This window comes from Xanthomonas sp. NCPPB 2866 (assembly GCF_041475745.2).
Classification (GTDB): domain Bacteria; phylum Pseudomonadota; class Gammaproteobacteria; order Xanthomonadales; family Xanthomonadaceae; genus Xanthomonas; species Xanthomonas arboricola.
The window spans coordinates 747,876-761,731 of sequence record NZ_CM192975.1; the positions used below are offsets into that span (position 1 = coordinate 747,876).

Genomic DNA, 13,856 nt, shown 5'->3' on the forward strand with positions numbered 1-13,856 from the left:
CTGCAAGATGCGCGCCACAGCGCGCGGCGGGCGGCACGTGGCGAACGGCGGGCGGCACTGCCAGTGCACGGCGGCCGGCGTACGTGGGACTGGCCCGCGGCAGTTCGGCCTTGCTCGCCTGACCAATTGCAGCGCCGCGTGGACGCGCCCGGCGGCACGCCGGATAAGGCCAGGTGGCGTGCCGTCCTCGCGCGTCAGCCTTGGCGCACCCGACCGGTCTGCAACAAACGCTGCAGATGCAGCGCGTTGGGCACCGCCAGCCCGGCGGCAGTGTTGTCGAAGATCACCCAGCATTCTGCCTGCGGATGCGTCGCGTCCTGCGCTGCGTTGCGCACCGCGTCGGCCAGTGTCTGCAGCGCACTGGCGTCGTAGCTGCTGTAGTAAATGCGCGGTGCGCCATGCCAGCGCCAGTACTGCGGGCCGGCTGTCGCACCCGGTGTGGCGGCGTCCGGCACCGGCGCCGGATCGGCGGCGCAGCGTGCGATGCGGTGGCGTGCCAGCAGCGCCTGTGCCTGCGGGAGAAACCAGCTGGCATGGCGCGGCTCGCACACCACGCCGCCGTCCCAGCGCCGCCGCAGCATGGCGAAAAACCTGGCCGCCACCGGCGCATCGAACACAGCGCTGGGCGGCAGTTGCAGCAGCAGGCAGCCCAGTCGCGTGCCCAGCGCACCGGCCTGGGCAAGGAAGGCATCCAGCAATGCACCGGTACCTTGCAGGCGTGCATCGTGGCTGATGCTGCGCGGCAGCTTGATCGAAAAGCGGAAATCCTCCGGCACGCTGTCGGCCCAGCGTGCATAGGTACTGGCACGGTGCGGGCGGTGGAACGAGGAGTTGATTTCCACCGCATCAAAACGTGTGGCATAGCGCTGCAAGACGCTGGCACCATCGCCGAATGCGGCGCGGTCGGCGGCCGGGATCGACCAGCCTGCGCAGCCACAGCGCACGCGCGGCAGGGTGATGGATGAACGAGCCTGCATGAGGTGTACGCAAGACGGGTGGGCAGCACTCTATGCATGCGCGCGTGTCAGCGTTGCGTGTGCACTGCGCTCACGGCCGACTCACTGACGACTTCGATACTGGGCACATGCCAGAAGGTCCTTCCCTTGTCATCCTGCGCGAACAGACCGAAGCGTTTGTCGGCCGCAAGATCCTGCGCGTGTCGGGCAACAGCAAGCAGGACATCGCGCGGCTGGAGCAGCAAAAGGTGCTGGCGTTACGCAGCTGGGGCAAGCACTTCCTGATCGAGTGTGCGCACTTCAGCGCGCGCATCCACTTTCTGTTGTTCGGCAGTTATCGCATCGACGAGGACAAGCCGAATGCGGTGCCGCGTCTGCGCCTGGAGTTTTCCAAGGGCCAGCGGTTGAATTTCTACGCCTGCTCGGTGCAGTTCATCGAGCGCCCGCTGGACGAGGTCTACGACTGGACCGCAGATGTCATGAACCCGCTCTGGGATGGCGCGCAGGCACGGCGCAAGTTGCGCGCGGCACCCGGCATGTTGGCCGCCGATGCATTGCTGGACCAGACCATCTTTGCCGGCGTCGGCAACATCATCAAGAACGAAGTGCTGCATCGCATCCGTGTGCACCCGGAAAGCACGGTGGGCGCATTGCCGGCGCGCAAGCTCGGCGAGCTGGTCACCCAGGCGCGCGACTATAGCTTCGACTTCTACACCTGGAAAAAGGCCTTCGTGCTGAAGAAGCATTATCAGGTGCATACCAAAACCAGCTGCCCGCGCGACGGTGCGCCGCTGCAGTATCGAAAGCACCTGGGCAAGGCCGGGCGGCGGGCGTTTTTCTGCGAGGTCTGCCAGCGGCTGTACCGCCCGGAGGATGGCTGAGGTACGTGCGCATCCTGGGCAGCCGGCATCGACCGCCGTAGGGCGAACGACCGCCGGCACAGCCTGCAGGATCCATACCGCCGGGGCAGGGCAGTGCCCGTCGGCAAGCAGGGAGAGTCGATCGCCACGCTCGCTAATGTGAATGGCGGCTGGCGCCTGCGGCCCAAACAACGAATTTCAAACGCGCGCAAACGCCACGCCCGCTAGATTTGCGCGTCCTGCACCGGGTTCACGGTGCGGCGTGCGCATCTCTCATCTCATCGGTCTCCCGCATTGTGATTACCCGCAGGAAGGAAATGCTTGTCCCGCATGTCGCCGCTGTCGCATGCACGGGCGCCATCCTGTTCTTTCTTGCCTGTCTGTTGCTGTATATGCCGCCACCGCGCAACACGGTGCGACACGACGACAGTTTGCAGGTGTATTTCGTGCCGCGCCCGCAGTTGACGTTGCCGGCGCCGGCGACACCGCCGCAGCAACGCGAATCCACACCGCGTGCAGCCCCTGCCGCGGCCTCATCCGCGCGCAGTGCGCCACCGCCGACACGCACCCCACCGCCGCAGCGGCAGGTGGCGGCCGCCAACGTGCCCGCTGGCGAATCGATGGCGGCCCAGCTCTACACCCGCGAAGGCCGCTTGCGCATGCCGCGCGATGCGCAGGTCGACCCGATGGCGCAGGCCGGCGCCGCGGTGCCGCCGGGCATGGCCGACGAACGCGCGCAGGCCAAGGCGCGCAACGTGATGGAACGGGTCAATCCGGTGCAGTACCAGGACACGCGCTTTGCCAAGGACTGGAAGAGCGACGGCACGCTGGGCGATGTGGCGATGCAGGAAATGAATCGCGGCATGAAGAAGTTCAACGACATGCTCAACGGGCCGCAGACGCAGGTGGCCAAGGCGCGACCACCGCCGGATGTGCGCTTCAACCCCGCGCTGGCGGGCAATCAGGCCGAGATGGGCAGCGAGGCGACCGGCGATGCCTATAAGGCCGCGCCGATCGCGCACGAGACACCGCCCGATCTCAAGGGCGAAGCCAGCCGCCGCATCCGCGAGGCGCTGGCCGCGCTGGAGCAGCGCAGTGCGCATTGCGATGCGTCCAAACGCAAATCCCTGTTGTCGCCGGTGCGCACGCACCTGGGCGATCTGGAGCGTGCCGAGCACGCCTTGAACAATGGCGCCGACCCGGTGATGGCCGCACAGATGCTGCCGCGCCAGGCCGACAGCGCCTACGATCTGGCCCGCCGCGCGCTGTGGTACGCGGACCGCCAGTTGAAGCAGTGTGCGATCGGGTGAGTGGGGCAGTGGCTGCGGTTGGGTGCAGCTGACCAGCAGTGGCGGGCAAAACCTCTCTAAGGCTGTACCGATGACGGCAACGTATCGATCACACTCGCAGCGTTGACGTGTGACCGCGACTGAGTCGATTGCGCAGTGCCCTCACCGCTCGCGGGGACACGCCGTGAATCCGTCCATGGAGGCTCCTTGGCGGCATTCATGCGGCCAAGGGTCCCGCAACCGGCAAGGACACCGCATTAGAAAGTTGGTCGGCGGCCAAGTGAAAACCTGGTTGTTGCTCGGCTTGCGATGGAAGATTTTCGGCCGCACGACAATCCGAACAACGCGTAGCAAGCACTGCTCTTGCCGTGCACACCGACCATCCCGACAGGTCCTTGCCCGCCCACCGTCGCGGGACCTTACGCGGCATGGATGCCGCGTAAGAGCCTACATGGACGTACTTGCGGCGTGTCCTGCGATGGTGGGCGGGCAAGGGCCCTGCAGCCAAACCGCAGATCCGCAGCTCTGCACCCGACTCACCCACACCGCTCAATCACCTGGTAGCCGCGCGAAGTGGAAGTGGACGAGCGGCGCTGCGCTTCCCTTCTCCCGGTGGGAGAAGGGAAGCGTCCCGACAGGAATTGAAGAAGTAAGGCAGCTTCGTCAGATATCGGGACTAAAACCCCCTCCCGCCTGGGCGAGAAGGTACGGCTTTCGCGGCAAGCGCGCGCATGCCTTGGAGCGCCCGCGACGCAAGCGCGGTTGGAGGCGCGCAGCGGGAGTTGTGAGGGCAGGTCCATGAAACGGCGGATCAGCCGGCAGCCGGACTGTCGCCCCGCGCTACATCAGGCGCTGAGGCCGTCCTGCGCCAGACTCTGGCGGTAACGGTCTTTCTCGACACTCAGCGCGACTTCCGCGCGCAGGAACACTTGTCCGATCGGCTCGTCGCCACGGGTTGCCTGTGCCTGGCCGATCAGCACCGTCAGCCCGTGCGCGTGCTGCTGCTGGGCGATGTCGCGCAGGCGCTGCAGCTTCTGCTCGGCATTGGGATCGCGCAGTACGGCGATGAATTCGGCGCTGTCGGTCACGCGGTCCACGCTGTCACCGTTGGCTTGCGCCTGCGCGGCCAGGGCTTGGTCGAGCTGTTGCAAGGCGCGACCCAGGAGCCGCTCGCTCTGTTTTTCAGCCAGCGCGGCCAGTTCCTGCACTTCCAGAATCACCAGGTAATAACCGGCATCGGCGGCCGCCGGTGCCACCGGCTGCAGGATCGCCTCGCGCTCGAGCTGCAGCTCGCGCTTGCGCTCGTCCAGCAGGCGCATGGTGACGCGCGCCAGTGCCTGCAGCCCGGTGCGTTGAGTGTCGGTGAGCGTGCGCGGCTCGGTGTCGAGCACGCAGACGGTGCCCAACGCCACCCCGTCGGAGGTGACCAGCGGCATGCCGGCATAGAAGCGCGCGCCGGTCTCGCCGGTGACCACAGAGACATCGGCAAAACGGCTGTCCTGGGTGAGGTCGCGCACTTCCATCAATTGCTCGGGGCTGCGGATGGCGTGATCGCACACGGCCTGGCTGCGGTCGGTCTGCTGCATGCCCAGACCGAGCTGGGCCTTGAACCATTGGCGGTCGCGATCGACCAGCGACATCAGTGCGATCGGCGTGTCGCACAGCGAGGCCGCCACCTGCACGACGTCCTGGTAAGTGTCCTCGGGCAGGCTGTCGACGATGCGATAGCCGTCCAGGACTTGTTGGCGGGAGGCTTCGTCAGCCGGGGGCATTTGCTTCATCGGGTAAGTCGGACAAGCGCGAGCGAGAAAGAGGCCACGATACCGGCACCATCGATAACGCCGCGTGGATTTGCCATGCGCCCAAGCACAGCCTGCAGGGCAGATTCAGATCCGCATCCCCGCCGCGCTGCGCAGGCTAGGGGAAATGCAACCGGCGGACTGAAGCGCCGGCGCGAGATTTCAAACCCGAGTGTGGTGCCTGCGCATTGCACGCAGGAACCGGGGACTCATACGCACACGCACCGTTGCGTACGCGGATCTGGAAACGGCGCGGCTCGAAAGCCGCGCCGTCGGTGTGCGACTGACCAGCCTCAGCGCTTGACCGGCTTGCCGTCCACGTCCAGCACCTGCACCTCACCCAGCTTGAGCGCACGCACCGGGGCTTCGATCTTCTTCAGGTCGCCCACGATCACCCAGGTCATCGCATTGGGCGCGATGATTTCCTTGATGGCCTTCTGCGCGGCCGGCTGGTCGATCGCTTCCAGTCGCGGCTTGAGCGTCTGCACGTAATCGTCGGGGCGGTCGAACTGCACGATGCCTTCGATCGCACCCAGCACCGCGCCAGTGGTTTCGAAGCTGCCGGGCAGGGCGCGGATGCGCTGGTTCTTGATCTTCTCGATCTCGTCGGTGGTCAGCGGCTTGTCGCCGATGATCGCGGTGGCTTCCTTGAGGATCTCGTTGGCCGACTCGGCGGTCTTGTCGGTCTGCACCGGCGCGGAGAACATGTACGGCCGCTGGCCCTGCGCATCCAGCATGCGGGTACCGGCGCCGTAGGCCCAGCGCTTGTTCTCGCGCAGGTTCATGTTCAGGCGCGAGGTGAAGGTGCCGCCGAAGGCGCCGTTGGCCACGCCGATCGCCAGATTGTCCGGCGCCTTGGTGGACGGTGCGAGCAGGCCGGCCAGAATCACCGACTGCGGCGCATCCGGGCGGTTGATCAGGTACACGCGCGGCTTGGGCTGCGCGGCGACCTGGACCAGGTTCTTCTTCGGCAACGGCGTGGCAGGTGCCTTCCAGTCGCCGAAGGCGGCATCCAGCTGCGGGATGATCTGCGCCAGCGTGGTATCGCCGGCCACCAGGATGCGCAGGTTGTCCGGACGCAGCCACTGGCGGTGGAAGGCCTGCAGGTCCTGGGCGTTGAGGCTCTTGATCGCCGCCTCGGTGCCGCTGCCGGTGAGCGGGATGCCGTAGGGGTGGTTCTGGCCGAACAGCAACGGCGGCAGCGCACGCAGCGCCAGGCTGTTGGGCTGGGTCTTTTCCTGCGCAATGCCGGCCAGCCACTGGCCACGGATGCGCTCGATGTCGGCAGCCTTGAAGGCCGGGTTGCGCACGATGTCGGAGAACAGCTGCAGCGACGGCTGCAACTGGTCGTTGAGCGCATCCAGCGAGGCGCTGCAGCTGTCCAGATCGCAGCCGACCGCCGTGATGGCGCCCAGGCGCTGGCGACGCTGCGCCACTTCCACCGAATCCAGCGCGGCGGTGCTCTCGTTCATCAGCGCGGCGCTGAAGCTGGCGGTCCCGAGCTTGTTGCCCTGGTCGGCCGCATACCCGGCATCGAACAGCAGCTCCACCTGGGTGACCGGGATGGTGTGGCGCTCGGCCAGGATCACCTCGACACCGTTCTTCAACTTGCCGCGCTGCAGCTGCGGGAAGCTCAGGTCGGGGAACTGGCTGGTCTGCGGCACGCCCTTGCTGCGGTCCAGCGTGGAGGCGGTGGTTTTGTAAGTGCCGGCGGCCGGCAGCCTGGGCGCCGGCTTGCCGGGTTCTTCGCCACGCGCGACCACTGCCTTGTCTTCGGCGGCGGGATCGAAATCCTTGCCGGCCGGCAGCACGGTGAGCAGATAGTCGCCCTTGCCGAACCAGGTGGCGGCGGTCTGCTTGACGCTGTCCACGGTGGCGGCCTGGCCGCGCTGCAGATCCTGCTTGTAGGCGCCCGGGTCGCCGCGGTAGACCTGGCCCTCGGCCAGGATCACCGCCTTGCCACCGAAGCCGCCGACCTTTTCCAGCCCGCGCACGAAGCCGGCGCGGTAGGCCACCTGCGCGCGCTGCAGCTCGTCGGCGGTCGGGCCCTGAGCAATGAACTTCTTGAGCTCCTCGTCGATGATCGCCTCGACCTTGGCCGGGTCCACGCCGTCCTTCACGTCGGCCTGGATCTGCACCTGGCTGGACAGCGCGAACGGCTGGATCGCCGCCGACACGTCATCGACCAGATTGTCCTGGTAGACCAGGCGCTGATACAGCCGCGAGGTCTTGCCGCCGCCGAGCACGGTGGTGGCCAGGTCCAGCTGGATCGCCGCATCGCTGCCCAGCTGCGGCGCGGCCCAGGTGCGGTAGATGCGCGGCTGCGAGACGTGGTCGTGCTGCACGCCACGCTTCTGCGCGGCCAGCGGAGTCACCCACGGCTGCTGGCGCGCCACCGGCTTGCCGGACGGGATGTCGCCGAAATACTGCAGCGCCTTGGCACGCGCCTGCGCCACGGTGATGTCGCCGGCCAGCACCAGGGTGGTGTTGGCGGCGCCATAGTTGTCGTTGAACCACTGTTTGACGTCGGCCAGCGAGGCCGCGTCCAGATCTTCCATCGAGCCGATGGTGTCGTGCTGGTACGGGTGGTTGGCCGGGAACAGGTTGGACAGGATGTTCTGGTCCACGCGGCCGTAGGGGCGGTTCTCGCCCTGGCGCTTCTCGTTCTGCACCACGCCGCGCTGGGTGTCGAGTTCTTCCTGGCCGATCACGCCGAGCAGGTGGCCCATGCGGTCCGATTCCAGCCACAGCGCGGTGTCCAGCGCGGTGGTCGGCACGGTCTCGAAATAGTTGGTGCGGTCGAACCAGGTGGTGCCGTTCATGTCGGTGGTGCCGACCTTTTCCAGCGGCGCGAAGAAGCTGCCCTTGTTGTTCTCCGAGCCGGAGAACATCAGGTGCTCGAACAGGTGCGCAAAGCCGGTCTTGCCGGCCGGCTCGTCCCCGGAACCGATGTGGTACCAGATGCTCACCGCCACCACCGGCGCCTTGTGGTCCTCGTGCACCACCACGGTCAGGCCGTTGGGCAGGGTGAAGCGGGTGTAGCCGATCTCGGGAATGGCACTGCTGGCCGCGGGCTTGGACAGGCTGGCCGGGGCGGCAGCGACGGCGGGAGCAACGGTACCGGCAGCGACGCCGAGCACACCGGCGATCAACAGGGACAGCGGACGCAGCATGTGACACTCCAGAGCAGGACAATCGGCCGAGGGTAGTGGCTGCCTGTCGGCGTCGCAAATGCTGTCCGGCAGGGGGGCAGGTGCGGCTGCCGGCAGGGCGGCGTGCGACGGGACGCCCGGGCCGGCGCGGGCGGGGTGCGGCAACCACCGGCCCGCCAGCAGGCCCGCCAGCAGGCCCGGCGCACGCGCTCAAGTTGATCATCGCCTCGCCGTTACCTGGGGCGACCTACCTTGCCCAGACGTTGCCCGCCGATCACGCCATGACCGTCCTGTTGCCGCCCGTACCCATTCCCGCCGACGACGCCTTGCGCGTGGAGGCGGTGCGTCGGTTGGGGGTGCTGGATACCGAGCCGGAGGCCGAATTCGACGATATCGCCTGGCTGGCGGCCCACATCACCGGCGCCCCGATGGCGCTGGTGTCGCTGCTGGACGCCGACCGCCAGTGGTTCAAAGCGCGTTGTGGCACCGATCTGGAAGGTACCCCGCGCGCGATGTCGTTCTGTTCCTACACGGTGATGGGGACCGAGCTGCTGGAAGTGCCCGATGCGGCGGCCGATCCGCGCTTCGCGCGCAACCCGCTGGTCACTGCCGCGCCAGGGGTGCGCTCGTATGCGGGCGTGCCGCTGGTCGGCCGTGAGGGCTATGCCTACGGCACCTTGTGCACGCTCAGCACCCAATCGCGGCTGCTCGACGAAGACCAAAAGCAAGGCCTGATCCGCCTGGCGCGGCAGGCCGTCGGTCAACTGGAGGCGCGTCGCGACCGGTTGGCTGCGCAGGCGCAGCGGCAGACCCTGAGCCGTTTGCTGGAAGCCATGCCCGACGGCGTGGTGTCCTGCGACAGCGACGGGCTGCTGCATGAGTTCAACCACGCCGCACGGCAATGGCACGGTACCGATCCGCGCCTGTTGCCGCCGACGCAATGGGCCCAGCACTTCGATCTCTATAACGCCGACGGCAGTGCGCTGCTGCCCACCGAGGCCATCCCGCTGGTGCGCGCCTGGGCCGGCGAGCACGTGCGCAATGCCGAGATGGTGATCCGTGCCACCGGCCAGCCGGCACGCAGCGTGCTGTGCAATGCCGACCCGGTGGTCAGCGACCAGGGCGCGGCATTGGGTGCGGTATGCGTGATGCACGACATCACCCAGTTGCGCGATGCCTCGGCTGCGCTGGCGGGCGAGCGCGCACGCCTGCAGTCGCTGGTGGACGCCTCGCAGGATGTGGCGATCATCGCGTTCGATCCGAACGGGCGCATCGAATTGTTCAACCCCGGCGCCGAGCGCCTGCTGGGCTACGCGGCCGACGAGGTGTTGGGCCGCTGCCCGGCGCAGTTCCACCTGCCGGCCGAGCTGGAGCGGCACATGGCCACGCTGGCGTTGTCGCCGCCGTCGTACATCAAGCTGGCCGCCGCCGCTGCAGGCGACTTGCTCGAAGAAGAAATCTGGACCCTGGTGCGCAAGGACGGCGGACTGCGGCGCGTACGGCTGTGCTTCAACATCATCCACGACGCGCAGCAGGGACTGTCCGGCTATCTGGCAATGGCCATCGACGTCACCGCCGAGCTGCAGGCGCAGGCCGCCGCGCAGCTGGCGGCCGAGCACTTCCGCGGTGCGTTCGAAACCGCCCCGCAGGGCATGGCGATCGTCTCGCTGGATGGCGACTGGCGCGACGTCAACCCGTCGCTGTGCAGCATCCTGGGATATCCGCGCGAGCAGCTGTTGCGCACCACCTTCCAGACCATCACTCACCCCGACGATCTGGACATGGACCTGCGCCTGGTGCAGGAACTGATCGACGGCAAGCGCGACAATTACAGCCTGGCCAAGCGCTACATCAGCCAGCAGGGCGCGGTGATCTGGGCGCAGCTGTCGGTGTCGCTGGTGCGCGACAGCAGCGGCGCGCCGGTGCATTTCGTCTCGCAGATCCAGGACGTCACCGAACGCCATGTCGCCGCCGAGCGTCTGGCCGAAAGCGAAGCGCGGCTGCGTGCGATCAGCGATGCCACCCCCACCCTGGTGGGACATTACGATGCCGCGCAGCGCTGCCTGTTCGCCAACCAGGCGCATCGCGACTGGCTCGGCGTGGAGCCGGCCAGTCTGGTCGGCTGCGCGATCACCCAGGTACTGGGCGAGGAGCTCGGTGCGGAGGCGCGCGCTGCGCTGGCGCAGGTGAGCGCCGGGCAGCGGGCCCACTTCGAACACGTTCTGCGTGGTGGCGCGACACCGCGCGATGTGGAAATCACCCTGGTGCCGGAAATGCAGGGCGCAGCGGCGCAGGCGCAGGGATTCTTCCTGATGGCGCAGGATGTCACCGCGCACAAGACCCTGCATCGGCTGATGCACGAGCGTGCGACCCGCGACGCCCTGACCGGCCTGCCCAATCGCCACGCCTGGTCCGAGGCGCTGCAGGTTGCGGTGACCCAGGCGCAACAGCGGCAGTGCGCGGTCGCGGTGATGTTCCTGGATCTGGACGGCTTCAAACGCATCAACGATGTCCACGGCCACCGCGCCGGCGACGCAGTGCTGGTCGCCTTCGGCCGCTGCCTGCAGCAGGCGGCCGAAGGCCGCTATCTGGTAGCACGCCTGGCCGGCGACGAATTCGTGGTGCTGCTGGACAACCTGCAGGATCCGCAGACCGAATGTGCCGCCGTGGCAGACCGGATCCGCGCCGCATCGGCGGCGGGTGCCATGTTCGGTGAGCAACATCTGCCGATCCGGTCCAGCATCGGCGTCGCCTGGCAACACGGCCAGCAAGCCGACGCTGCCAGCTTGATGCACGCGGCAGACGAAGCGATGTACGCCGTCAAACGCGCCCGCCACGGCAGTGCCACCACCGGACGCGAGGCCGCGCGCTGACGCAGCGCATGCAGCAACACACACTTCTCCAACAGCAGAAGGTGCCCGCAGGGCGGGTGAGGGTACGGCCTACCCATAAAACCGCGTCAATCGCATCGATGATGTTCACTACCGGCGATGTTGAGGCCCATTATCGCGGCCGTCTGGAGAGGTGATGCAGGGGATGGATGCATCGATTGCAGAGCGATGATCTGGGGTTTGGCTGCAAGGCCCTTGCCCGCCCACCATCGCAGGACACGCCGCAAGTACGTCCATGTAGGCTCTTACGCGGCATCCATGCCGCGTAAGGTCCCGCGACGGTGGGCGGACAAGGACCTATCGGGATAGTCGGTATGCATGGTTGTGAGCCGTGCACGTTGTGCGGCTGTCTGCTGATCTGAGGTCTGGTCAGCTTTTTTGGATTCGATGACGCGCTTGTTCTGTGCATATGCGGCTTTCGGGGGCACCCTTACCCGAATCCCCGCTCCGCGCCCCAGCCCGCGGTTGCGTCACGCGCGCCAGTGGCGCGCATGCCGTGCTTTCGCGCTCGCAGGGGGAGGCGCTCTACATCCCTCAATCAAGCCGCCTGCACCACCGAGCGCCGTTGCGTCAGCGCAGCCTGCTCCGGCACCAACCGGAACACTGCCACTGCGCGGGTCAGATCCGCCGCCTGGTCTTCCATGCTGCGTGCCGCAGCGGTGGCTTCTTCCACCAGCGCCGCGTTCTGCTGGGTCATTTCATCCAGCTGCATCACCGTGGTGCTGACCTGCTCGATACCGGCGCTTTGCTCGGTGCTGGCGGCGGTGATCTCGGCCATGATGTCGGTCACCCGCTGCACCGAGCTGACCACCTCGGTCATCGTGCTGCCGGCCTGTTGCACCAGGTCCGAGCCCTGCGCCACCTTTTCCACCGAATCGGAGATCAGCTGCTTGATCTCCTTGGCCGCACCGGCCGAACGCTGCGCCAGCGCGCGCACTTCGGTGGCCACCACCGCAAATCCGCGGCCCTGCTCGCCGGCGCGTGCCGCTTCCACTGCCGCGTTCAAGGCCAGGATGTTGGTCTGGAACGCGATGCCGTCGATCACCCCGATGATGTCGGAGATCCGTGCCGACGATTGCGTGATCGCCTGCATGGTGCTGACCACTTCCTGCACCACGCGGCCGCCGCTTTCGGCCACTTCGCCGGTGCCCTTGACCAGCTGATTGGCCTGGCGCGCGTTGTCGGCGTTCTGGCGCACGGTGGAGGTGAGTTCTTCCATCGACGCGGCGGTTTCTTCCAGGTTCGCCGCCTGGTGCTCGGTGCGTGTGGACAGGTCGGCATTGCCGCTGGCGATCTCGCCGGCGGCGGTGTTGATCATCTCGGCCGAGTGCTGGATGCCCTGCACGATGGTGGTCAGCTGGATCGCCGTACGGTTGGCCGCATTGGCCAGGCGGCCGAATGCGCCCTCGTAATGCGATTCCACCCGCTGCGACAGATCGCCATCGGCAATCGCGGCCATGATGCGGCCGACATCGTCCAGGCCTGCATCGGCCTGCTGCATCAGGCGGTTCAATGCCTGCACCATTTCGGCAAATGCGAACTGGTAGCGCGCCTGCTCGCCACGTGCGGAGAAATCGCCGCGCGCGGCCGCGTCGGCCAGGCGCGCGATATCGCTGTTGATCGCCGACAGATTGCTCTTCACCGTGTCCAGCGCTTCGTGCAGCGCCGCGCGCTGGCCGGGCAGGCGACGCATGTCGCGGCGCAGATCGCCGCGGCCGTACTCGCCCATCAGGTCCATCGCCTCGTTGATGGCATCCAGATGCTCGAACACCACCGTGTTCACGCCATGCGCCAGGGTGCCGTAATCGCCGGGGAAATCCTCCGGAATGCGGTGCGCGATGTTCTCGCCCTGCTGCAGGCGGATCATGGTCTGCATTTCGCCGTTGAAGCGCTGCAACTGGGTCTGCATCTGCTGCATGCTGTGCATCAGCTGGCCGGTTTCGTCGCGCGATTCAACCCGGATATCGTTGTCGAAGCGGCCCGAGGCGATCGCCTCTGCAGTGCGCGATGCTGCCCGCAGCGGTGCCGCCATCGCCGAGGCGATCAACCAGCACAGGCCGATCACCATCGCCACCAAGGCGCCGCCGATCAAGGTCAAGGTGCGGGTGAAGCCCCAGGCCTGCACCTGGATGTCCTCGGCGTACACGCCCATCACCAATACCCAGTTCCAGGCCGGAAAGGTCTTGGCATAGCTGATCTTGGGCAGCTGCTCCTGCTTGCCCGGCTTGGGCGCGTTGTAATAACTGAAGCCGTTGCCGCGCTCGATCGCCGTCTTGATGTCGCGATAGACGTACTGCCCGGCATCGCTCTTGTAGTCGCTCATGTCGGTGCCGACGGCGCGCTTGGGATGCATCAGGATGCGCATCTGCGGGTCGACGATGAAGAAGTAATCCACCCCGTCGTTGGTGCGCATGTCGGCCAGCGTGGTGCGCGCAGCTTCCTTGGCCTGTTCGACCGTCAGCTCGCCGGCCTTGGCTTTGTCTGCGTAGTGCTGCATCACGGTCAGGCCCATCTCCACCTCGGTCTTGACGCTGAGCTTGCGCGCCTCGATCAGGTCCAGATATTGCAAGCGGGCCGCAGCCACTGCCAGCAGGATCACGCCCACCGTCAACAAACTGCACAACAGGACGAACTTGCGGGTAAGCGGGAGATTGGCAACGTGACGACGCAACAGGGAGACAACAGGCATGGGACGGCATCCAGAACGCGCGCAGGGCGCTATGTCATGAATAGCGGCTGATTCACATGCGGGTTGAATGCTAATTGCGGCAGCGTCCGCTTGCGGCAGCTGCAATGTAGGAGCGCCCCCGGGCGCGATGGGGCGTTATCGATAACGCTTCATCGCGCCCGGGGGCGCTCCTACCAGGTCATGGGCATCGATCCAGCGATCGATGGGGACGCGACATTGG

General features: G+C 66.8%; 7 protein-coding genes. 3 read left to right on the forward strand and 4 right to left on the reverse strand.

Features of this window, described 5'->3' with window-relative positions:
* Positions 1–194 precede the first annotated feature (194 nt).
* The gene (locus ACCQ04_RS03220) at positions 195–977 is read right to left on the reverse strand and encodes a DUF72 domain-containing protein (RefSeq protein ID WP_226426867.1); all 783 of its coding nucleotides are present in this window, start codon (positions 975–977) and stop codon (positions 195–197) included.
* 107 nt (positions 978–1,084) lie between these two features.
* Here ACCQ04_RS03220 and ACCQ04_RS03225 point away from each other — a divergent pair, with 107 nt between their 5' ends.
* Positions 1,085–1,837, forward strand: a complete 753-nt coding sequence (locus ACCQ04_RS03225; RefSeq protein ID WP_226426866.1) for a DNA-formamidopyrimidine glycosylase family protein — start codon at positions 1,085–1,087, stop codon at positions 1,835–1,837.
* Between the two features lie 275 nt (positions 1,838–2,112).
* Positions 2,113–3,126, forward strand: coding sequence for a hypothetical protein (locus ACCQ04_RS03230; RefSeq protein WP_226426865.1), 1,014 nt, complete (start codon positions 2,113–2,115; stop codon positions 3,124–3,126).
* An 824-nt stretch (positions 3,127–3,950) separates the two neighbouring features.
* Here the strand turns inward: ACCQ04_RS03230 and ACCQ04_RS03235 are convergent.
* Complete coding sequence (locus ACCQ04_RS03235) at positions 3,951–4,886, reverse strand: GAF domain-containing protein (protein ID WP_184615769.1); 936 nt, start codon at positions 4,884–4,886, stop codon at positions 3,951–3,953.
* Positions 4,887–5,197: 311 nt separating this feature from the next.
* Positions 5,198–8,077: a M16 family metallopeptidase gene (locus ACCQ04_RS03240; RefSeq protein ID WP_226426864.1), complete on the reverse strand. Its 2,880-nt coding sequence runs from the start codon at positions 8,075–8,077 to the stop codon at positions 5,198–5,200.
* 86 nt (positions 8,078–8,163) lie between these two features.
* On the opposite strand from ACCQ04_RS03240, the gene ACCQ04_RS03245 reads away from it, so the two are divergent.
* Positions 8,164–10,929, forward strand: a complete 2,766-nt coding sequence (locus ACCQ04_RS03245) for a PAS domain S-box protein (RefSeq protein ID WP_372358769.1) — start codon at positions 8,164–8,166, stop codon at positions 10,927–10,929.
* 556 nt (positions 10,930–11,485) lie between these two features.
* Here the strand turns inward: ACCQ04_RS03245 and ACCQ04_RS03250 are convergent.
* Positions 11,486–13,618 carry a methyl-accepting chemotaxis protein gene (locus ACCQ04_RS03250; RefSeq protein WP_181109383.1) on the reverse strand — a complete coding sequence of 711 codons (2,133 nt, stop codon included), beginning with the start codon at positions 13,616–13,618 and terminating at the stop codon, positions 11,486–11,488.
* Positions 13,619–13,856: the final 238 nt, after the last annotated feature.

Excerpts from the sequence above, each read along its gene's own strand:
- ACCQ04_RS03220 (WP_226426867.1), bottom strand. The coding sequence starts at position 977 with ATGCAGGCTCGTTCATCCATCACCCTGCCGCGCGTGCGCTGTGGCTGC.
- ACCQ04_RS03225 (WP_226426866.1), top strand. The coding sequence starts at position 1,085 with ATGCCAGAAGGTCCTTCCCTTGTCATCCTGCGCGAACAGACCGAAGCG.
- ACCQ04_RS03235 (WP_184615769.1), bottom strand. The coding sequence starts at position 4,886 with ATGAAGCAAATGCCCCCGGCTGACGAAGCCTCCCGCCAACAAGTCCTG.
- ACCQ04_RS03240 (WP_226426864.1), bottom strand. The coding sequence starts at position 8,077 with ATGCTGCGTCCGCTGTCCCTGTTGATCGCCGGTGTGCTCGGCGTCGCT.